The following is a 20,563-nucleotide window of genomic DNA, read 5'->3' as shown; positions in this document are numbered from 1 at the left end:
GTACCAGCGTACGGCCCACAGAATGATGTCACGCTGAAAATGCCGGCCTTTGAATGGGTTCATGTGCAGCTCCATCAGCAAAAGGGGATGATAAGTTTATCACCACCGACTATTTGCAACAGTGCCCGCTCGATTACGCTGATTGCAGCTCAAGTCGGCTACGAAAGTCCTTCGGCGCTGTCTCGCGCATTTAGACGCAAGACGGGGTTGAGCCCTCGTGACTGGTTGAAAGATCTGGCGGGGGAAAATGATGGCAAAAAGGCCTAAGGCATTACTGCCTTAAGCCATTGAAAAAATTATGCATTAATTTTACGTTTTTCCAGTTCAACCAGCGAATGGCCTGCCACAAATATCGAAACAGCAAGCAACCCTAAGTCTTTAAGCAGAAACTGACCTGGCGCAACGGAAATCGCCGGAAACCCTAAACTAGGCTCAATGACGCCCGGAGTGGAAAACATAAAGCTAAGGGTTGTGAAGAACAGGCCTGCAGACAGAGCGCCTCCTACCACGGATAGTTTGGGCGACAGCATGCGGCCTGCGATCAGAGTGCCGATCGAAATCTCTAGTATGCCGAGCAGGCTGGAGAACATGTCGACCGAAAAAATGCTATACACCCATCCCAAAAGCGGGCTGTTGCTCACCAGTGGAACCAGGCCCTCGGCCTCGTAGTGGGTAAATTTCATGCCGCCGAACCAGAAGTAAATAATAGCGAGAGCCAAGTACGCGCCATAGATACCTAGCCCCATAGTTTTGGTTCCAAGCGTTAAGTGGGCCTGTACGCTGGACTTCGAGTTTTCAATGCCTATGGTTTTCATGTCTGAGCTTCCAGTAGTGAGTGAGAGTGTGTTGGCTGCCGAACGCCGTATGCGTTGGCGATGAGATTATTATGGCTGGCATCTCTAATCAAGAGGCATCAGAAAGTATTGATTTCAGTGCAGATCGTCTTGGGCGGTGCAATTCGCGATGAAGGGATCGCCGTGGAGAGCGATGAGTGCACTATTTCGATAAAGGAGTCGTTTTACATAGGTCGATGAAGCGCGTTGCGGCATCGCCTACTGTCATTTCTCAAATCTGACTATGGGGCTTGGGGCGAAGGGCGGCACTGACTAGGCTTAGAACAGCTACCAACTAGCCGCGCGGCCGCGATGCACAAAGAATGGTAACTGAGCCGTGAGTGCGGTGGGCGCCCGCATTTATTTCCAAACCCTACAGATACATCGATCTTCGACTTCAACCGGGCAGATAGCTGTTGCAGCAAGCCTATCAATCGACTTTGACGTGTTAAAGAGGATAGGTTTTCCAGGGTTGGGGAACAGCATGCCCTGCAGAACGACACACGTCACTTTTGTTAAATTAATAAGCTAGCTACCTATTGGGCATAACCTTGCAATTTGCTTCAATTTACGCACATGCACTTGCGACCTCAAAATGCAACGTAAGCCCCGAATATCTCCATTATTGTCGCCGCCAGCCTTAGTTACAGCTGCTATGATGAATGAGATCGAAAACTGAAATCCCCCACTAGAATTGTTGACTGGAGTCAAAATGAATAAAAAGCGGCCGGTTAATCTTGATATTCGAACCATTCAGCTTCCTCTCACGGCGCTTACATCGATTCTGCACCGGATTTCAGGAATTATGCTCTTTATTTTTCTGGGACTGATACTGTATATGCTGAGCAAATCGTTGGAGTCAGAAAAGGGTTTTAATGAAGTCAAGGAGATTTTTTCTTCACCTTTCGGCAAAGTTAGTTTCTGGTTGGTATACTCTTCATTTATTTATCATCTCGTAGCCGGAATTCGACACCTAGTTATGGATGTGGGTGTTGGTCATACTTTGAAAGGCAGCAATCGCGCCTCTACTATTGTTTTAGTAGTGTCGGGTGTTTTAATGGTTGCTGGCGCCGTATGGATTTGGTAGCTGTGGAGTCGTAATGCGTATTTACAAGGACTAAAAGCGTCCTTTAAAGCTAACTTACGAAAGTATTTATAATCGACGGTTCACGCTTAAACGGTTGAATCCTTTCGGGCTTCCGAATAGCTGTTAGCTGAAAGCTATCATGAGCTAAGTTTTCTGTGCATCATCAAATGTGTTAATGGGAGCGCCATAGTACTAGGTACAAATATGGCTCTAGGACAATGTTAGATGTTTTGGATTTTGAGGCGGATCGCTCTTATCGAAGATCGTCTAATTCGCTCTGAAGCGCAGGTTTTTTGAAACTATCACCTGGTTGGCACACTGTGCGAATCAACATCAGATATGAGAAAGCCAATCAGGTGAACACTACCCTCGAGGGCTCATCTGTCCAGTTAAAGCCTCGAGTCTTTCTGGGTGCGCAAAAGACAAGAAGGTTATATGGGAAAATTATGAGGCCTGGATACCATGCGTCATGGGCGTGCCGATGCTGTGAGTGACAGAGCGAGAAGCAAGTGAAAGTCCCTGAAGTAGGGGCGGGATGCGCCCGAGTGGCATTTTTTGTCTTAAGGTAGATCGCGTAGCTGTTCTTCAGAATAATCTTCAGAGCGTTGACGACAGCCATCGCTGTGCATTCCTCAAGAATAGAATGTGTCGGAAGGGTGGCGTCATTGGTGTTAGTCATCGCTTAGGATTTCTCAATCTGGCTTACACGGGCGCCTGTACCGATATCCCCGCGGATGGCGACGTATCGATGTTGAATTCCTCGCCAGACGAAGTGCAATGAGCTGCGGCTATAGGCTTGCGCAGCCTTAGATAGCCGGCCGTCGCAGGCGCGCCGGTTGGCCGGGATCTTCTTCTGCCCGTCAGGTGTCCGGTCGGAACTCCAGCACGAACGCTACGACCTTTTCGGCGGACATTTCGCACGGCTTCAACAATGTCCTATCTGATGTAACGCGGAAGAGGTTGAAGCTGACAATGTCAGTCCCGTCCAACTCCCTGGCGAACAGACTGTTGCGACGTCCGTCCCCAGATCGCCGGACGATCAAGCTGAAACGCCGGCCTTCATAAGTCCCTTCTCTGTATCCCTCCGCAAGCTTCGCGAAAGCGGCATCGAACTCGGAATGCTCCATGTCATCCATCCTTATTGATAGAACAGAGGCGCGGCGGGTGCGAGACCGCCAGTGCCGGGTCGCGCTAAGGTGCCGGGCAGATTCCTGCAGCCGACGAGGCCCGGGGTGGGCAGGATAATTGAGATGTCGGCGCCCGCATGGCTATCAGCGAAGTCGTCCGTCCAGTCTGCTAGGCAACGTCCACGCCTTTCCAGAAAGCGATGTAATCCCGGATACCCTCGGCATCCGGAGTGGGGGCGGGATAGGTCCAAGCGGCGTTCACGTTGAGCGCGTCACCCGCGCGAACATGAAAGAAGCGCGCGGCGCCTTTGATCGGACAGACAGATGTGTGCGGGCTCATCTCAAGCAGGCTCAGGTCGACTCCTGACGGTGGGAAGTAGTGATTTCCCTCGACGATGACTGTTTCGTCGCTTGTGGCGATAGTAGTGTCTTTCCAGATGGCTGAGACCAACGGACTCTCCTTTTGTATTCATCAACCGGCGAAGGCTCGCGGGCTGGCTGCCCCAAGCCGCACCTCCTCAGGTGGCAGGCGGGTTGCGCCCGAGAAGTTTGTCGAGCTCGCCTCTGACATCGAGCGCGAATAGCTCATCGGAGCCACCGATAAGGGTGCCATTGATGAAGATCTGCGGCACGGAGCTTCGCCCCGACGCTTCCGCCATGGCCTGCCGGTGAGCCGGATCCGCCTCAATATCGAGCTCCTTCCATCGCACGCCCTTTTCCTTGAGGAGCGCCTTCGCTCGGCGGCAGAACGGGCACCAATTCGTGGTGTACAGCAATACATCAGTTGTCATATTGCATCTCCGGCAGTTGCACGCGGATCGCTGTCATGGCGTTGATCTCCAATTCGCGGCGTTCAAAGATGGCGACTGCACCTTGGCCGACATCGGAGCAGATGCTGACGATTGGCCGCTATCCAGGCGACATGGCCCAAAGTGCTTTCACCGCCAGGCAGAGGCCGCACGCGCCTCCTGTAGCGCCGAGCCGATGCTCTAAGGTAACCGAGCCTCGATTGGGACGGAAGCGGTCCCGCTCGAATCGCCCATCATGCTGGTCGAGCATATCAGGACGACGGATAGTGCAGGAACTTTCAAATTGAGCTTGATGTCGAGCCAGGTATCGCGAGCGAAGGCGTTCTAGAGGCCGGGGGGTACGAAGACTGTGTTCGGCAAAACGGTTCACGTTGATCGCCAAAGCTTCCCAGGGCGCACGTCTACGATCGGCGCGACGTGAGATAGCTCGCGCCGCTAGCCCCCGTAGCGCTCCGTCTTGATGATGGAGGCGTCCAAGCCCGCCAGCAGCGCGCTATCGGTTGCGATGTTGACGAATCCGTTAGACCCGCAGACGAACACTTGCGTCGGCTTTCCCTGAAGCCTGGTTAGAATTTCTTGGACCATCATGCCGTCGATCCGTCGCGCAAAGTCCGATGCGCGAACCGGTTTCTCGCGCGTAATCGCGAGCGCCAGGACGAACGCCGGATCGCTGATTTCGATGCAATGAAGTTCTTCTGAGAAGAGAACGTCCTCGGCGGTTCGTGCGGACAGGAGCAACGCTGTCGGAACGGCTTGGGCCAATGCGCGGCGCTGCCGGATCATTGCCATCAACGGCACGAGGCCGGAGCCTCCCCCGATCAACAGAACCGGATCTATGGCAGGCTCAGGCCAAAGGAAATGGCCACCGAGCGGACCGCGAACTTCGATTTCGTCACCAATCGCCGCGATGTCGTGAAAAAACGGCGAAACTTCGGCATCCGGCATGCGCTCGATAGCTATCTCGACGATCGGGGTCGAAACTGCCGATGACGCGATCGAGTAGCTGCGCATTGCACTGTAGCCGTCGGGCGCGGTCAGCCGGATATCGACGTGCTGACCTGCGGTGTGCGCGAACGGCTTGCTCAACCGAAGGAAGAAGCTCTTGATACTCGGTGTTTGCTGGATGATGTCGTCGATCACGCATGATTGCCACGAACGGACTTGCGCTTCGTTTTCAGTCATGGGTGTATCGTTGTTCGCGCCACGGATCGCCGTAGATGTGATAGCCGTGCAGCTCCCAAAAGCCGGCCTCGTCACGCGTCGTGAATTGCAGCGCATTCACCCATTTGGCGGATTTCCAGAAGTAAAGGTGCGGCACTAGAAGACGCGCCGGCCCCCCATGATCGCGGGAAAGTGGCTTGCCCGCATAACTGAGGGCGACCATCGCTTTCCCGGAAAGCAGATCCGTCAGAGGGACGTTTGTCGAATAATTATCGTAGCAGTGCGCCAAGACGAAATCGGTAGGCCGATCAAGCTCTGCATCTGCAAGGATGTCTTCAATGAGTACACCCTCCCAAACGGTATCCAGTTTGGACCAAGAGGTGACGCAGTGAATATCCTTTGTCACCTGGGTCTTTGGTAGAGTGTTGAATTCGCCCCAATTCCACGTTTTGACGGGCTTCGGACCAATTTTGACTGTGAATTTCCAGTCGGAGGGCTCTACCCTCGGCGTAGGGCCGGCCGACAGAACAGGGAAATCCTCCACCAGATGCTGACCTGGCGGAATCCGATCGGACTGGTCGCCTGAACCGCGACCGGTGAAACCTCTGGTGACCATAGTGACCCCTCTTGCTCGATACGGCAGACCGAAGCCGGCCTTCATTTCAGTACTCTGCGTAAAGCATTTGCCCGCACATCCGCCGAATAAGCCAATCGACTAAAAATCAGATACAGATGCTCTATCATCGTAAAAAATCGCGTATCGAACATAGCGTCAGGCCAGCATGATTCCCAATACCCAATGGCTATAGGGTAGATAACCCCAAGGCTGCGTACGCTGATCTGCGGTATGCGGAGCGGAAGTTGCAGGTTCGCTCTCAAACGGATGGGCAGCGTGCAAAGCTCAAGGCTCACCAGCGCATGGTTGCCCAGTTCGCGCTCGCCGGCAGCTTGAGTATATTAAGGACGAAATGTCGATCTGATCTATTCTGGCTTCAGGAAATAGGGAAAATAAGGTCGGACGTTCGCGCACCGTCGCGACGCGCGATCATCCACTAAGCTTCTGTATCGGGGTTGGAGGATCAGATGAACGAGATCGAACGACAAGCGCCTGAGCTGCGGGTGCAAAAATGGATTGGCAAAGATGGGGAAAGTATCGCGCCGTTCAAACTGTCAGATATCGGGCCCGGCCCGAAAATCTTGTTTGCCTTCCAGCATTGGTGCCAAGGTTGCCATTTGCATGGGTTTCCGACGCTACAAAAGTTGCATGCAGCGTTGAGCTCAAAAGACGTGGGGTTCGCAGTGATCCAGACCGTCTTCGAAGGAACGCATGAGAATACCTTCGAGAAGTTGCGCGTGAACCAGCTCAAGTATGAGCTTCCTATCGTTTTCGGTCACGACGAGCAACCGACCGGCTCGCCGTTTCCAACCTTCATGGAAGACTACCGCACACGAGGAACTCCGTGGTTTACGGTTATCGACGCTGGCGGTAGCATTGTTTTCTCGGACTTCCATCTCGACGCGGAGCGACTAGTGAAGCAACTTGAGCAAGGTTAATCGTTGGAAGGTGGGCAATCATCCTGATTGCCACCCATCCCCTGATGCCCACTACAGGCGTTGCGCGCTGTAACTCTGTTGATCAGCGTGCGAAAACCCGGATCCGGATAGGAGGAGCGTCAACGATTGAATCAATCCGTTGGGAGAGGGCGGCTCCGCTCCGTCAGCTCGGCAATAGATAACCCATTCTCGCCGAGCAACTCTCTGATCCGATCGACGATATGAGCCCCTAGCGCCGCTGTCTTGGTCCCCCCCACAGATTCCCAAGATGCGAGTTCACACGCCGATACCTCGTGGTCAGCGCCGAAGTGCTTCTGTCGGTATGTCACCGCCGCCCTTCAATGATAAAGGCGCGGTAACGGGAACCGGCAAAGCGTTGAGCAGCGATGGTTTGGTAGGCGGGACTGTCATACCAGTCGCGAGCGGCCTGCATCGTCGGGAAACGCAAGATTACGGCCCCTTCGATGGGCGGCCCCTCCAAATGCTGGATCGCGCCATAAGCGGCGAGAAAGGTAACGTCGTGACCATCGAACGATGGTCCGACGCCTGCAGAATAGGTTGCGAGTGCATGTGGGTCGCTGGTTTCTTCCCGCGTAAAGACGACGAACGCTTCCATCATTAGGCCTCTCAAAGGTTGGATCTGTTGGCCATTACCACCGGTGATGGCCTCACAGTCGTCAGGCTGGCAACTGGAACCCGATTTTCATGAGTGCCTCGACGCACGCATCCTGATCCTGCTGATAGTTGCCTCCGGAGATGCCTATGCCGCCGATCAACTTCCCATCCTCCAGAATCGGATAACCGCCGCCGACAGCGACCATCCGAGGGCGATAGGCTAGCGGCGCCACTTTTGGATCGTTGGTCACATAGTCGTTCCAGACATGGGTCGGGAACCCAAACGAGGCGGAACTCCAGGCCTTGTCGATGGCAACATCGACGGTAAGGAACGGCGCATCGTCGGTGCGCTCGAACGCGCGCAGGTTACCGGTGGCGTCGACGACGGCGACGGCAGCCGGGATGCCGATGGCACGGGCCGCAGCGAGCGCCGCGTCGATGAGGGCGACTGCGGTTTCGCGGTTGATCGAGGCGGTGGCAATAGATTTGGTCATGGGATTCTCATCGCTGGGGCATAACCCGTTCGGCTTTTTGAGGTTGGACAAGATGTTTGGCGATCGCGGTCGTTAGAAGCCTTCGAGGACGATCTTGCCTTTAGCCGCGCCACTTTCGATCAGTGCATGCACCGTCTTCAGATTGGCGGCATTGATCGGCGACAGTCGCCGGGTCAGCGTCGTGCGGATTTTGCCGTCGTCAACCAGCGCTGCCATCGCATCCAGAATCTCGCCCTGCTCATTCATGTCGGGCGTGCCGTAGATCGACCGCGTGAACATCAGCTCGTGGTGGATCGACACCGCCTTGCGCTTGAAAACCATGATATCGAATGCCTTGGGATCGTCGATCAGTCCGAACCGTCCTTGTGGGGCGATCAGTTCGGCGATGTCGGCGACATGTTGCTCGGTATGTGTGGTCGAAAAGACGAAAGCGGGAGCACCGATGCCGAGTTCGGCGATCTGTGGCGCGAGCGGACGAGAATGGTCGATGACGTGGTGAGCTCCAAGCCCTCTTACCCACTCTTGGGTTTCCGGTCGAGAGGCTGTGGCGATGACGGTGAGGTCCGTGCGCTGTCGCGCGATCTGGACGGCGATCGACCCAACCCCGCCCGCGCCACCGATGATGAGGATCGCCTCCGCCGCACCGGGTACGGGCTTCGCCACGTCCAGGCGGTCGAACATCGCCTCCCAGGCCGTCAACGTCGTCAGCGGCAGCGCCGCCGCTTCCGCCCAGGAGAGCGACGCAGGTTTGTGACCGACAATCCGGGCGTCGACGAGATGGAACTCCGCATTGGTACCGGGCCGTGTGATCGATCCGGCATAATAGACCTCGTCGCCTAACTCGAACTGCGTGACGTCGGGGCCGACCTCGCGCACAATCCCGGCGGCATCCCATCCCAGCACCTTCCAATCGCCATCTGCCGGCGGCGTGCTGTTGCGGACCTTGTAGTCGACCGGGTTGACCGAGACGGCCTTCACCTCAACCAGGATATCGTATCCTGCAGCGACAGGCCGAGGCAGATTGATGTCGACCAGCGCGGCATCCGCGGCGATGGGTCCCGGAACCTTGTAACCAATGGCTTTCATAAATGTCTCCAGCTTGCTTGATCGGATGACGCGAATGCTCGTTAGTCAACTTCTTCTACATTGAGGTCCCGACTCTTGAACTGGGTCGCGGTAGCAGATTTCATCGAACACGTCGATCAACAGGCCCTTATGCTCGGTCGCCGGATCGGTGATCGCGTAGAGGGTGGAGGCGTTATCGCCATCATCACCGCTTCCGAGGCGAAACGCCGCGTCGACGCAGATGCCGCACGGACCGATGGTTGATCCTGGCTCGAGATCGACGAGATTGCTGTCCTTGACGCGCTATTCGCGGTCTTAGCCCTTGGCGATGAAGGACTGAACTGCTTGTAGAGCGTCGGTCAGCTGCTATGTCATGGACGCACCTTCATCTTGAGTTGGATTGGACAAGCTTCCGTATAAGGCCCGCTGTAACCGTCAGATGACGGCGAAGAAAACGATGGGCAGTATTCACAGCCACTTAGCCTTCTTGAAGCGCACAAATAGGAAAACGCACGATATCGCTATCACTCCGAGCACGACAAAGTATCCGTAGGCCGTGTCCAGCTCCGGCATGTGCTTAAAGTTCATGCCGTATATTCCAGCGATCGCCGTCGGGACTGCCAGTATTGCCGCCCAAGCCGCCAGCTGGCGGGTGATCACCCCCGTCCTTTGCGCTTCAAGAAGGACGCTGGCCTCAAAGACCGTGGACAGGACAAGCAGGAGGCCGTCGACCATGGACTGCACGCGGTGGACATGGTCCGCGACGTCGTGGAAATATGGTGTCATTTCGGCGCTGATGCAGGGAAAGTGGCCGCGAACGAGCTTTCGCACCAGCTCGGCCATAGCCCCGAGCGTGCGCTGGAACCGCGTGAGTTCGGACCTTAGTTCGAAGATTCGCGCCACCTCTTCTGGCCCGAGGAAATCGTGCAGCGACCGTCGCTCCATCGCCAGGACGTCGTCCTCGATCATTTCGAAGATGGGCAGATACTGGTCGACCACGCGATGCAAGATCGCGTGCAGCACATAGTCGACACCCTTGCCGAACTGCGTCGGCGATGCCTCGAGTTGCTCCCGAAGTTTGCCCAGCGCTCCGGCATTGCCGTGCCGCACGGTGATAAGGTGATTGTGACCGGTGAAGATCGCCATCTTGCCGTAGCTGATCCGGTCGCCGACCAGCTCGGCGGTCTGCGCGACGACGTACAACTCATCGTTGTAGACCTCGAGCTTGGGCGGGCACAGCGGGTGCATCGCGTTGTCGATCGCCAACGGATGAAGATTATATGTCCTTTGGATCGCGAGTAGTTCCTCGGGGGTGGGTTCGCTAAGCGCGATCCAGCAGAAGCCCGAGCGACTCTCGCCCAACTTGACGTGCTCATCGAGCGCGATTTCGCGAACTCGCTTGCCTTCGTTGTAATAATAGGCGGCGATGATGCTCATGCTGGCCTCGCGGGAATGTGGAGGCCACGCTGGACGGCCGGTCGAGCCAGCCCGCGTCCAAGCCATGCGCGGACGTTCGAAAAGCTGCTGAGGCCAAGGATGTCACCCGCAGCGTAGAATTCCACCAGCGCATTCACCCAGCCGAGCGTCGCGATGTCCGCGATCGAATAGTCGTCGACGATCCAGTCGCGGCCTTCCAGCCGGCGATCCAGAATCCCCAGCAGACGCGTGGATTCGTCGATAAAGCGCTGTTGCGGCCGCTTGTCCTCATAGTCCTTGCCGCCAAATCGCAGGAAGAAGCCGAGCTGACCGAACATCGGCCCGATGGCCGACATCTGAAAGAACACCCACGCTAGGGTCTCGTAACGCTGGCCTGGTTCGGTGGAGATGAACTGACCCGTCTTGTCGGCCAGATAGAGGAGGATCGCACCGGATTCCCATAAGGCGATGGGTCTACCGTCAGGGCCAGCCGGATCGATGATCGCCGGTATGCGTCCGTTCGGGTTCAGCGACACGAACGCCGGATCCTTCGACTCGTTGTTCGAGATGTCGATCAGGTGGGGCTCGTACGCCAGGCCAGTCTCCTCAAGCATGATCGAGACCTTGACGCCATTGGGCGTAGGGGCTGCGTAGAGTTGCAGGCGATCGGGATGAGATGCCGGCCAGCGCTGCGTGATCGGAAAGGACGAGAGGTCTGGCATAAATCTGCGATCCTGGTGTTGCGATGGCGACTGACTGGAACGAGCCGTCACTCTGAAGTAGGGTTCGATGACCGCGTCGCTGAACGACGCGGTCACGAAGATTGCGGACCGGATCGGCGCAGTGGCAACGGCAGTGAAGCCTATTCCGCCGCGGTCCCGGCCGCTGGCTGTACGTCGTCAACCTTTTGGCGCTTCGGAAGCACCCAGCCGGGACGGACGAAGTGGCAGGTGTAGCCGCCCGGGCGCTTCTCCAGATAATCCTGGTGATCGGGCTCGGCCTCCCAGAACTCGCCGACCGGCTGGACCTCGGTCACCACTTTGCCATCCCACAGCCCCGAGGCATCCACATCGGCGATCGTATCCTCGGCGACGCGCTTCTGCTCCTCGTCGACATAATAGATGCCCGACCGGTAGGAGAGCCCACGATCATTGCCCTGGCGGTTCAGCGTCGTCGGATCGTGGATCTGGAAGAAGAATTCCAGGATGTTCCGGTAGCTCGTCACTGTCGGGTCGAAGACAATCTCGATCCCCTCGGCATGCGTGCCGTGATTACGATACGTGGCGTTCGGAATATCGCCGCCCGTGTAACCCACACGGGTCGAGATGATGCCGGGCCGCTTGCGGATCAGATCCTGCATGCCCCAGAAACATCCTCCTGCGAGAACAGCGCGCTGATGCATGTTAAGCCTCCTCTACTTGATCGAGATATTCACCGTATCCCTCGGACTCCATCTCGTCGCGCGGGATGAAGCGAAGGGACGCTGAGTTGATGCAGTACCGCAGACCGCCGCGGTCGGAAGGACCATCGGGGAACACATGGCCGAGATGACTGTCTGCGTGTACTGACCTGACCTCCGTCCGGACCATGCCGTGTGCGCTGTCCCGCACCTCGTTCACGTTTGCCGAAACGATCGGCTTGGTGAAGCTGGGCCAGCCAGTACCCGAATCGAACTTGTCCGTCGAAGCGAACAGTGGCTCTCCCGACACTATGTCGACGTAGATGCCAGGCTCCTTGTTGTCGTTGTACTCGCCCGTGAAGGGCCTTTCGGTGCCCGCCTCCTGGGTAATTCGGTGTTGCTCGGGAGTCAGGTGGTCGATTGCTGTCTGTGACTTTTCAAACTTCATTACAGTCTCCAATACTTATCTAGAGGGCCAGGCACGCTACCGCTAATTTTTTATGTCTCCTGATTTGCTCCTACAATGGTAGTGGGATGGCAAACGAGGTTTTACTAAGTGTTGGAAAATTAGAGATTTAAATTTCGCGTCTATTAGTTCTAGCGCAACTGAGTGGTTAAGCAAGTACGTAATCAGTAAATATTAAAAAAATAACACAAAAGCACGATTATATAATACAGTGTCAGTGTTTTATGATAATCAACAACGCCTGTCAAGGCAATCGCATGAAGCTCACCTGAGACCTAATAGTTCAGCCCGATAATCATCAGAGGTTGCAGCAATCAGCCTTCGTGCCTTGATGCCACCCTTGCGCTTGACCGGATCCAACCGGATCAAATTCAATGTAAGTTGCTTGAGAACGGCCATGTTGTGGGCAGCATGCCCGGTTCGGATCCGCATCTGATCGTCACCAAAAATGACATCCATGCACCAGTGGACGCGGTTCTCCACGCCCCAGTGCGCCCTGATGGCATGTGCGATGCGCTCTGCATCCGGAGCAAGACTGCTGATGTAGTAACGGCGCTCCAGGCTGGTCTGGTTGCCCACAGTCCGCTCGGACTCCAGCATCACGAAAGTGCGCAGTCCTGGCCAGCGTTCTGGCTGTGGCAGGCACTGGAGTTGGTCGAAAACATGGCAGCGACGAACCTCCAGCCGGCCATGGTCCTTCTCGACATGCTCGAAGTGCGCATGGGGTACCCGGGCAGGATCGCCGTCCAAAAAGGTGTCAGCGAAGTCATCGATCGCTTCGGCCAGCTTCGGCTGGTTTCCCTTGATGGCCAGCAGATAGTGCGCCCCGCGATCGAGAATGGCCTGTGCAATGTCCGGCTGGGTACCCATGGCATCGATCGTCACGGTGCAGCCCTCAAGCGCCAGTGTGGCCAGCAGCTCAGGAATGGCGGTCTTCTCGTTGGACTTCTGGGAGGTCGCCCTCTGCCCGAGAATCAGCCCTGAATCAGCCGCAAAAGCGCTGACCAGGTGCAACGGGGCCGTGTTTTTCTTGCCGGAGCGGCGACTGGTCTTGCCGTCTAGGGCAACCACTTGCGGAGAAAGGGCCGGTAGGATCGCCGCAACCCAACAGCGGAAGGCCTGCTCGAACTCCTCTGGATCGATCAGGCTGAATAGCCGTCCAAAGGTGTCGTGTGAGGGAATGCCGTGGGGTAGTTTCAGAATACGGCGGAACCAGTCCAGCCGCTGCTCAGCCCAGAGTTCGATTTCGATGAAGGTGTCAGCGCCGGCAAGCACGCCGCAGATAGCCACGACCAGTGTTTCGACCAGGTCGTGACGAATCTTGCCCTGCTGACGGGGATCATTGATGGCGACCAGAACATCGGAGATTGGTATGTGATGCGACATTGCAGGGCATCCTGAGTAGAGAGGCGCTCAGGATGCCCGCTGGGAAAGGACTCATTCAAATCGGCAGGCGTTCATGCGATTGCCCTGCAACGCCTGTTTAGATGCTGGTAGATGCGAATTTTTTGGCGTACAGTCAAAATTTTCTGATGGTTGCTTAGTGTGTTGGCGCTGATGGAAAATTGACCCACCCTGCCGATTGAAATTTGACCCAGGGCGGATTGCTGATTTTGTTACCAGCAACTGTGGATAAGTCTACCAGCGCAGCTGCTGTTGCCCCCACTCCTTCGCTAGCCCAGTTCAGTTGTTTAAGACCTGCCACACGCAGCCATGTAGCAGGCCGTCGTCGCCATGAAATCAGAACGGCTCATCGTCCTCCGGTTCCTGGCCGCCCTTACGCTTTCGCTCCCGTGATTTGATCTTGGCCTGGGCCGCCAAGCTACTGTGTTGCAGGCGATAGGACTCGTTACCGGTTTCGACGATGTGGCAGTGGTGGGTCAGCCGATCCAGCAGGGCGGTGGTCATCTTGGCGTCGCCGAACACGCTCGACCATTCGGCGAAGCTCAGGTTGGTGGTGATCACCACGCTGGTGTGTTCGTACAGCTTGGATAGCAGGTGAAACAGCAACGCACCGCCGGCCTGGCTGAAGGGCAGATAACCCAGTTCGTCGAGGATGACCAGATCCATGCGCAGCAGAGCTTGGGCGATCCGCCCGGCTTTGCCGTCGTGCTTTTCGCGCTCCAGCAGATTGACCAGATCGACCGTGGAGTAGAAGCGCACGCGCTTGCCGTGCCGGGTGATGCCGGACACGGCCAGCTCAGTGGCCAGGTGGGTTTTACCGGTGCCAGGCCCACCGATCAGCACCACGTTCTGCGCGGTGTCGGTAAAGGCCAGACTGGCCAGTTCGCTGATCAAACGAGCGTCTGCGCTGGAGGCGCTGAAGTCGAAGCCGGCCAGGTCGCGGTGCATCGGCAGCTTGGCCATGTTCATCTGGTGGCTCACCGAGCGCATGGCGCGATCTGTGTGCTCTTGTTCCAGCAGGTGTTCGAGCAGCCACTTGGACGAGGCTGTGTTCGACTCACCCTGCGCAGTCAACTCCGCCCAGGCCGTGGCCATGCCGTGCAGGCGCAGCTCCTTGAGTTCCGCCATCAAATCACGCATGACCGATCTCCTCGGTCTGGCCACGCAGGCGGTCGTAGCGCGCCGTGTTAGCGACGGGGGCTTCCTTGAGCGACAAGTGGGTTTCGACGCTGGGTGGTGGTTCGGTCGCGGCCAGGCGCGCCACGACATTGAGGATGTGTTCGGCGCTCAGGCTGCCGCTTTCCAGTACCAGCTCAACAGCCACCAGCACCGCATCGAGCCCGGCGACCGGTACGGCAGCCAGAACTTGCGCCATGATCCGGTCACCGCCGGCATGACGCCCCAGACCGTGCTTAAGCTGACGCAGCGGCGCCGGCAGATCAGCAAAGGGCGCGCCGTTGCGCAGCGCACCGGGCTTGCGTTCGATCAGCGGGAGGTAGTGCTGCCAGTCATAGCTGACCTGGTCGCGATCCAGCAAGCGGACATGGCTGGCGATCAGCGCGTCGTCAGCCACCACCTCGATTCGCGTCGGATACAAACGGCTGCTGACCCACTTACCCGCATACTCACACGGCACCGAGTAGCGGTTGCGCCCGACGCTGACCAGGCAGGTGCTGGAGACCCGCGCAGGCCGCTCGACGTAACCGTCGAATGGCGCTGGCACAGGCATCAGTTCAGCGCGCTCCAACTCCAGCACTTCGGCCACACTCAGCCCGCTGTATTGAGGGTGCGTCAGCTCGTTCCAAAGCGCGCGGCAGCGCTGGCCCAGCCAGGCATTGAGTTCCTCGAAGGAGTGAAACTGGCAGTCCTGGGCGTCTAGCCAGATACGCCTGCGGCTGTCTTGCACGTTCTTTTCAACGATGCCCTTTTCCCAACCAGCGGCGACGTTGCAGAAGTCCGGATCGAACAGGTAATGCGCGCACATCACCGCAAAGCGCGCATTCACCGCCCGGCCTTTGCCCTTATTGACCTTGTCGACGGCGGTCTTCATGTTGTCGTAGATGCCCCGGCGCGGCACGCCGCCCAAGGAGCCGAACGAGCGTGTATGGGCGTCAAATAACATCTCATGGCCCTGGCTCGGATACGCCACAAGCCAGAACGCACGGCTGGCACACAGCTTCAGATGTGCCACCTGCATACGCCGGTAAATGCCGCCGACCAGCAAGCCTTCCTCGCTCCAGTCAAACTGAAACGCCTCGCCAAGAGCAAAGGTCAGCGGCACAAAGGCCTGCGACGCCTTGCCCTGTCCCCCTCGCCAGGCACGGATAAACGCGGTGAGCTGGCTGTAGCCACCGTCATAACCTTCGGCTTTGATTTGCGCCAACAGCGCCTTGGCACTGCGCCGCTGTTGCTTGGGCCGCAGCGAATCGGCTTTTAGCGCCTGCTCCAGCGTGGCGTGAAAAGGGCTGAGTTTGTTGAAGATCGCGCGGCGTTGGTAGACCGGCGGCTTGGCCTCAGGTGCTCTGACCCACTTGCGAATCGTGTTGCGCGCCAACCCGGTGCGCTTGGCTATCTCATGCAGCGACAGCTTGTCGCGGAAATACATCCGGCGAATTTTGCCCATCATTTCCATACTGATCACCCTGTGTTCTCCTGCTCAAAAATTGAGCAGAAGCAGTTGAACACCTGGGTCAGTTTTCAGTCGGCAGAACAGCCTCTACTGGGTCAGTTTTCGGTCAGCGGCAACACCCCGGCGGCAATCAGCGCGTCGCGCTGCAAATCGGTAGCCTGGGAGCCGTCCGCCTTCGATACCCGCATGTAGCCTATCAGCATGTCGTACCTGTCACATATACGTTCGATTATGTGACAGTGTGAACCGGAAAGTTCTGGTCGTCAAAATTTGTCACTTAACCCGTCATTCTGTCTAAGACATGCAAAGGGCTCATCAGGCTCGTAATGTGACAAAAATTCCGTGGGGATGCCTTCCTTCGCGAAGGTAGCGCGCAACTGTTCCAGGGAAGCGGGGTCGCGCCGACCATAGGAAGCCAACGCGAACAGCGAGCGTGCCGTCTCGGGGTCGTGCCGCGCTTCAATGATGGCGTCATCAATGGCCTTGACCGCACGCTGCCAGTGATCGACGGGTTCGGGCTTCAGCGCTTTCGCCGGCAGGCCACTGGTGAACCCGGTTTGGGGCTCGGACCAGAACAGCTTTGCATGCTCGCCTGGCGGGCTAATATCCCTCACCTCAATCAAGCTGATTGCCGTTGCCGCCGCCTCCAGCATCTGCAATCGTACTGCCGGGTTCAGGGTTTCATACGGTCGCCACAGACTTTGCCCAGCACGCAGCGGATGCCCGCAGCCTTCCCATACTTGGCGGAGATACCCCGCGCAGGTTCCGCACGTCGAAAGCGGGGTGTTCAGCTCATCGAGCAGCGTGCGTATTAGCCGAAACCACAATCCAGCGTGGATGCGTCGGCGCGGCAGCTCCACATGGCCGGTCGTCAGTGCCTGCCAGGTACGCCGGTCCATCACTGCAATCGCGTCGCTGGCGGTGCGCGGCGCAGTGTCGGCGTTATCCCAGCCGAGAAACCGCCCAGGCACGCCCCAATAGGATTCCAGCCAGCAACCATGCAGCGGGCAGCTCAGCATCAGGGGCAGCTTCCATGCAAGCAGTACGGCTTGGTTTGCCGGGTCGTTCAGACAGAGCGGACAGGCGCGATGTATCGGCTGGCTGGGCAGCCAGGCACGCCAGTTCGTGATGGATCGCGTCCTACGGCGGAGTTTCGGCAGCAGCACCGAGAGCTGGAACGCATAGGTTTCCAATGCGTCTGGAATCTGATCATCAAGGCTATCCAGTAGCCAAGGCACCCAGCCGGCGAAACTCATGCAACGCAGCCGGTCCAGCTCGATGCCGCTCCGCTGGAAGAGCATCATCAGCAGCGACAGTGGTGGCGCGGTATCCAGGTCATCAACCTGGCCGTGACCAAGATCGTGCTCCAGCAGGTCGGACACCTCCATGTGATAGCAAAGGGCCACGCGGTTGAGCCATGAAGACAAGGCTTCGCCTTCCTTGGGAGCCGGATGCAGCGGCCAGCGTGGCGCTGGCTTCACATCAGTTCCCGCTCGAATTGCCGACGCCGCTCGCTTGGGCCGGTGTAATCGGCCATGCTGAGCGTGCGGTGGTTGATCGCTTCCTCGCCGCTCTCCACGGCGACGAGGGCCGCCGCCATCAGCAAGTGCGCCAGTTCGCCGATGGTGCCCTCGCTGCGTGTGAGCAGGTAGCGGGCCATGTCCAGCGTGGCAATCGACGAGGGTCGCCGCAATGGAAGCGAAGCGGCGAAGCTGGCCAGCAGTGAGCAGCAATCGTCGTTGGCCTCCCACACCGGCAGCATCATGGGCTCGAAGCGGTTTTCCAATTGGTCATCCGAGCGGATGGCCAGGTAGGCGTCGCGCGTGCCGACCCCGACCAATGGGATGCGCAGCTCATTGCCGAGGAAGCGCAGCAGGTTGAGAAATTCCCGCCGGTTGACGCTGTTGCCGGCCAAGACGTTGTGCAGCTCGTCGATCACCAGCATGCGCACGCCGACCTTGCGCAGCAGTGCCAGCGCCAGTTGCTCCATTTCCGGCAGCCGTGGGCGCGGGCGCAATGGTGCCCCCATCGCGGCAAGTAGCGCGACGTAGAAGCGGATCACCGACGGTTCGGACGGCATCTGCACGACCAGCACCGGCATGTGTTCCTGGTCCGCGTCGGAGCTGGCCGGATGCGTGCGCCGGAATTTCTCGATGATCATCGACTTGCCGTTGTTGGTCGGGCCAACCAGCAGCAGGTTGGGCATGCGTTGCTTGTTTGGCCACGCATACAGGGTTTCCAGCCGGTTCAGCGCCTCGACCGCGCGCGGGTAGCCGATCCAGCGGTCGGCGCGAAGGCGCTGGATGCGCTCGTCCGCCGGCAGCCGAGCCAGCCCCTGTGCAGCTGGCAGCAGGTGTGACAAGTCGATGATGGGATATTCGTCCACGGCTACCACTCCTCGATCTGGTCGAACGGTTTGGCCGGAGGCAGGTTGTCTGCCTGCGGATCAGCAACGTCCGTTTTCGGCGGAATCGGCTTGTCCGGCGGAGGCGATGCCTTGAGGTGCTGGCGTCGATCCGCGTCGCGCCGCGCCTTGCGCGTGGCCTTCTGTGCGGTGGTCACGATCTCGCGCATCTGCCCGATCATGCGGAACAGCGCCGACTCATCCACCTGTTCGCGTCCCTGCTGCCGCAATTTCGTCAGCGCCTGCCGTTGTTCCCAGAGGGTGACAGCCGGGTGCGACAAGGTACGGTAGGGGATTTCCAGGTAATGCTGCCCCTCCGGTTCCAGCACCCAGATACGGCTGATGTCACGCGGGTCGCGCCGGATCAGGAAAGCGGGCAAGCGGTCGCGTCGTGCGATCCACGGTTTGAGCGCATCGGCGTAGTAGTGAATGTGGTCGATGACAAAGCCGGTGCGAGTCAGAGTACGGCGAATGATGGGCAGGAAATCGACCAAAAAAGCCAAGGCGCGGGTGACGACAGCCGGTACACCGACACGCGCCACGGCTTCTGACCAGCGCGCCGCCGGCGGCTGAAGCAGGCCGTTGTGCACAGAGCCGTGATAGGTGCCCACCGCCAACGTGAGCCAGCGCTCCAGCTCACGCAATGTCAGGGCGGCCTTGTTTTCGGAATCGTAGTCCCCGCGCTGGTCAGGGTTGGAGAAGGTCGTCCCTGGCAATTCATCGTGGATCATCTGCATCGCCGTACCGATGATCCGTTCCACGATGCCGCCGTAGTGCGGCTGCCCTGGCGGACGATAGTCCAACCGGATGCCGTGCTGCTCGCAGCCACGGCGCAGCGCCTCGCTCTTGAACTCGGCCGCGTTGTCCAAGTAGAGCAGCCTGGGCTTGCCGCTCATCGGCCAATCCATTTCTATATTCAGACCCTCCAGCCAGGGACGCTTGTCGCAGGCGACATGCACAAGGCACAGGCCGACCGAAACAGATGACGGCGCTTCCAGCGTGACGACCATGCCGAGCACGCAGCGGGTAAACACGTCGATGGCGATGGTCAGATACGGACGGCCAATCGGTTGCCGGTCGCGCTCGTCCACCACGATCAGGTCGATGACCGTGTGATCAATCTGCACTTGTTCCAGTGGCGCGGTCACGGCGGGAGGCTCACCACCGACACCTTGCAGGCTGCGGGACGCATCCTGACCTTCCCGGCGGCGAGTGGCCTTGAGCGGGTCGAGGCCGGCGATCCGCAGGGCCAAAGTGTTGCGCGCCGGCACCCGTAGCTTTTGCGCTTTGCAAGCCTGCGCGACCTCGCGGTGGAACGCCGCCAGGCTACGCTTCTGCTTGGTCAGGAAGCGCTTTTGCAGCAACTCGCGGATGATGCGCTCAACTGATTCCGGCAAGCGTCCCTTGCCTTTTCCGCCGCCGGACTGGCCGGGAACCAGGTCCGTCACAAACCCAGCACCTTGCCGGGCACGCCGGATCAGGACATACACCTGCCGCCTGGATAGGCCCAGCGCTTGAGCAGCGGCATCGGCGGCTTCATGCCCAACCACTTCAAGCGCTGCCAGCGGCCCGATGATTTCGGTCCGGTGCCGGGCCTGTGCCCATGCCGCATCGGGCAGGGTGGCCACGCCCTGCTCGGCAATTGGTAATGTGTCTGACGCCATGCTCACACCTCGCTTTGGTGCACACGAGTATTGAGCATAGTCGAGATTGGTGCAGATGACTTCTGATATTGCGTGGTCAGGAGCCGACTGCACACCTGGCGTTACGCCCCGTCAATTGGTGCAGTCGTCTTCTGAAAATGACAGGCGGCAAGCTGTCGCACAACTTAGGAATTTCGCGACAAATTGATCGCGCCCCGGAATGCGAAGCCCCGCTGTCGGCCATTGTCTGAAGTTCCTCACGGGCAGGCGCTTGATACTTTACTAACTTGTCTGTAAAGTTTGGCTACTCTCACTGAATGGTGCTATCATGGGCACTGTTGCAAATAGTCGGTGGTGATAAACTTATCATCCCCTTTTGCTGATGGAGCTGCACATGAACCCATTCAAAGGCCGGCATTTTCAGCGTGACATCATTCTGTGGGCCGTACGCTGGTAC

The 20,563-nt window shown here is 58.1% G+C and carries 21 protein-coding genes and 1 pseudogene; 3 read left to right on the top strand and 19 right to left on the bottom strand.

Translation table 11 applies throughout. The features are described 5' to 3' along the window. Positions 1–39 precede the first annotated feature (39 nt). A complete protein-coding gene (locus ACHHZ7_RS24495) occupies positions 40–267 on the top strand; it encodes an AraC family transcriptional regulator (protein ID WP_080753847.1) in 228 nt (75 codons plus the stop codon). A gap of 29 nt (positions 268–296) precedes the next feature. Here ACHHZ7_RS24495 and ACHHZ7_RS24490 read toward each other — a convergent pair whose 3' ends face one another. Then, positions 297–815: a YkgB family protein gene (locus ACHHZ7_RS24490; protein WP_003464991.1), complete on the bottom strand. Its 519-nt coding sequence runs from the start codon at positions 813–815 to the stop codon at positions 297–299. A gap of 730 nt (positions 816–1,545) precedes the next feature. Here ACHHZ7_RS24490 and sdhC point away from each other — a divergent pair. Continuing rightward, positions 1,546–1,920 (top strand): succinate dehydrogenase, cytochrome b556 subunit, encoded by a 375-nt coding sequence (gene sdhC, locus ACHHZ7_RS24485; RefSeq protein WP_005005993.1) that lies wholly within the window; start codon positions 1,546–1,548, stop codon positions 1,918–1,920. 1,296 nt (positions 1,921–3,216) lie between these two features. Here sdhC and ACHHZ7_RS24480 read toward each other — a convergent pair. The 4 genes from ACHHZ7_RS24480 to ACHHZ7_RS24465 all read right to left on the bottom strand — a co-directional run bounded on the left by ACHHZ7_RS24480 (position 3,217) and on the right by ACHHZ7_RS24465 (position 5,633). Beyond that, a complete protein-coding gene (locus tag ACHHZ7_RS24480) occupies positions 3,217–3,498 on the bottom strand; it encodes a DUF427 domain-containing protein (protein ID WP_003464986.1) in 282 nt (93 codons plus the stop codon). A 67-nt stretch (positions 3,499–3,565) separates the two neighbouring features. Next, positions 3,566–3,838 (bottom strand): glutaredoxin 3, encoded by a 273-nt coding sequence (gene grxC / locus ACHHZ7_RS24475; protein WP_005005995.1) that lies wholly within the window; start codon positions 3,836–3,838, stop codon positions 3,566–3,568. A gap of 453 nt (positions 3,839–4,291) precedes the next feature. Continuing rightward, positions 4,292–5,038 carry a ferredoxin reductase gene (locus ACHHZ7_RS24470; protein ID WP_002118292.1) on the bottom strand — a complete coding sequence of 249 codons (747 nt, stop codon included), beginning with the start codon at positions 5,036–5,038 and terminating at the stop codon, positions 4,292–4,294. Beyond that, entirely contained in the window at positions 5,031–5,633 is a 603-nt protein-coding gene (locus ACHHZ7_RS24465) for a sulfite oxidase-like oxidoreductase (protein WP_003464980.1), read from the bottom strand. The genes ACHHZ7_RS24470 and ACHHZ7_RS24465 overlap by 8 nt, the downstream gene beginning before the upstream one ends. Before the next feature lie 467 nt (positions 5,634–6,100). Between ACHHZ7_RS24465 and ACHHZ7_RS24460 the strand changes: the two genes are divergently transcribed. Then, complete coding sequence (locus ACHHZ7_RS24460; RefSeq protein ID WP_003464979.1) at positions 6,101–6,571, top strand: hypothetical protein; 471 nt, start codon at positions 6,101–6,103, stop codon at positions 6,569–6,571. A gap of 325 nt (positions 6,572–6,896) precedes the next feature. On the opposite strand, the gene ACHHZ7_RS24455 is transcribed toward ACHHZ7_RS24460, so the two are convergent. The 14 genes and pseudogenes from ACHHZ7_RS24455 to ACHHZ7_RS24390 form a co-directional block, all read right to left on the bottom strand. Then, positions 6,897–7,190 (bottom strand): DUF1330 domain-containing protein, encoded by a 294-nt coding sequence (locus ACHHZ7_RS24455; RefSeq protein ID WP_010591688.1) that lies wholly within the window; start codon positions 7,188–7,190, stop codon positions 6,897–6,899. Positions 7,191–7,248: 58 nt separating this feature from the next. Beyond that, a complete protein-coding gene (locus tag ACHHZ7_RS24450) occupies positions 7,249–7,680 on the bottom strand; it encodes a heme-binding protein (RefSeq protein ID WP_005006001.1) in 432 nt (143 codons plus the stop codon). A gap of 72 nt (positions 7,681–7,752) precedes the next feature. After that, positions 7,753–8,766: a zinc-binding alcohol dehydrogenase family protein gene (locus ACHHZ7_RS24445; RefSeq protein WP_002118279.1), complete on the bottom strand. Its 1,014-nt coding sequence runs from the start codon at positions 8,764–8,766 to the stop codon at positions 7,753–7,755. Between the two features lie 447 nt (positions 8,767–9,213). Further along, positions 9,214–10,182, bottom strand: coding sequence for a magnesium and cobalt transport protein CorA (locus tag ACHHZ7_RS24440; protein ID WP_023294901.1), 969 nt, complete (start codon positions 10,180–10,182; stop codon positions 9,214–9,216). Beyond that, a complete protein-coding gene (locus ACHHZ7_RS24435) occupies positions 10,179–10,883 on the bottom strand; it encodes a glutathione S-transferase N-terminal domain-containing protein (RefSeq protein WP_003464969.1) in 705 nt (234 codons plus the stop codon). Before ACHHZ7_RS24435 ends, ACHHZ7_RS24440 begins: the two co-directional genes overlap by 4 nt. 140 nt (positions 10,884–11,023) lie before the next feature. Continuing rightward, positions 11,024–11,563 carry a peptide-methionine (S)-S-oxide reductase MsrA gene (gene msrA, locus ACHHZ7_RS24430; protein ID WP_003464967.1) on the bottom strand — a complete coding sequence of 180 codons (540 nt, stop codon included), beginning with the start codon at positions 11,561–11,563 and terminating at the stop codon, positions 11,024–11,026. Position 11,564: 1 nt separating this feature from the next. Next, positions 11,565–12,008, bottom strand: coding sequence for a peptide-methionine (R)-S-oxide reductase MsrB (gene msrB / locus ACHHZ7_RS24425; protein ID WP_003464965.1), 444 nt, complete (start codon positions 12,006–12,008; stop codon positions 11,565–11,567). 282 nt (positions 12,009–12,290) lie between these two features. After that, the gene (locus ACHHZ7_RS24420; RefSeq protein WP_010455375.1) at positions 12,291–13,412 is read right to left on the bottom strand and encodes an ISAs1-like element ISPa60 family transposase; all 1,122 of its coding nucleotides are present in this window, start codon (positions 13,410–13,412) and stop codon (positions 12,291–12,293) included. A 354-nt stretch (positions 13,413–13,766) separates the two neighbouring features. Continuing rightward, entirely contained in the window at positions 13,767–14,570 is an 804-nt protein-coding gene (istB, locus tag ACHHZ7_RS24415; RefSeq protein WP_395149219.1) for an IS21-like element ISPst3 family helper ATPase IstB, read from the bottom strand. Beyond that, positions 14,563–16,062, bottom strand: a complete 1,500-nt coding sequence (gene istA / locus ACHHZ7_RS24410) for an IS21-like element ISPst3 family transposase (RefSeq protein WP_024012635.1) — start codon at positions 16,060–16,062, stop codon at positions 14,563–14,565. Before istA ends, istB begins: the two co-directional genes overlap by 8 nt. Before the next feature lie 107 nt (positions 16,063–16,169). Next, positions 16,170–16,262, bottom strand: a pseudogene (locus ACHHZ7_RS24405) (recombinase family protein); the annotation flags it as partial. A 60-nt stretch (positions 16,263–16,322) separates the two neighbouring features. After that, positions 16,323–17,540 (bottom strand): TniQ family protein, encoded by a 1,218-nt coding sequence (locus tag ACHHZ7_RS24400; protein WP_003830790.1) that lies wholly within the window; start codon positions 17,538–17,540, stop codon positions 16,323–16,325. After that, the gene (locus ACHHZ7_RS24395; RefSeq protein ID WP_003830789.1) at positions 17,537–18,445 is read right to left on the bottom strand and encodes a TniB family NTP-binding protein; all 909 of its coding nucleotides are present in this window, start codon (positions 18,443–18,445) and stop codon (positions 17,537–17,539) included. The genes ACHHZ7_RS24400 and ACHHZ7_RS24395 overlap by 4 nt, the downstream gene beginning before the upstream one ends. Before the next feature lie 2 nt (positions 18,446–18,447). After that, positions 18,448–20,127, bottom strand: a complete 1,680-nt coding sequence (locus ACHHZ7_RS24390) for a Mu transposase C-terminal domain-containing protein (protein WP_003830788.1) — start codon at positions 20,125–20,127, stop codon at positions 18,448–18,450. Between the last annotated feature and the right edge of the window lie 436 nt (positions 20,128–20,563).

Origin of the sequence: Citrobacter freundii complex sp. 2024EL-00216 (genome assembly GCF_043945515.1) — a bacterium.
In the GTDB taxonomy this organism is placed as follows: domain Bacteria; phylum Pseudomonadota; class Gammaproteobacteria; order Enterobacterales; family Enterobacteriaceae; genus Citrobacter; species Citrobacter portucalensis.
This window is presented reverse-complemented; position numbering and strand designations above follow the sequence as displayed.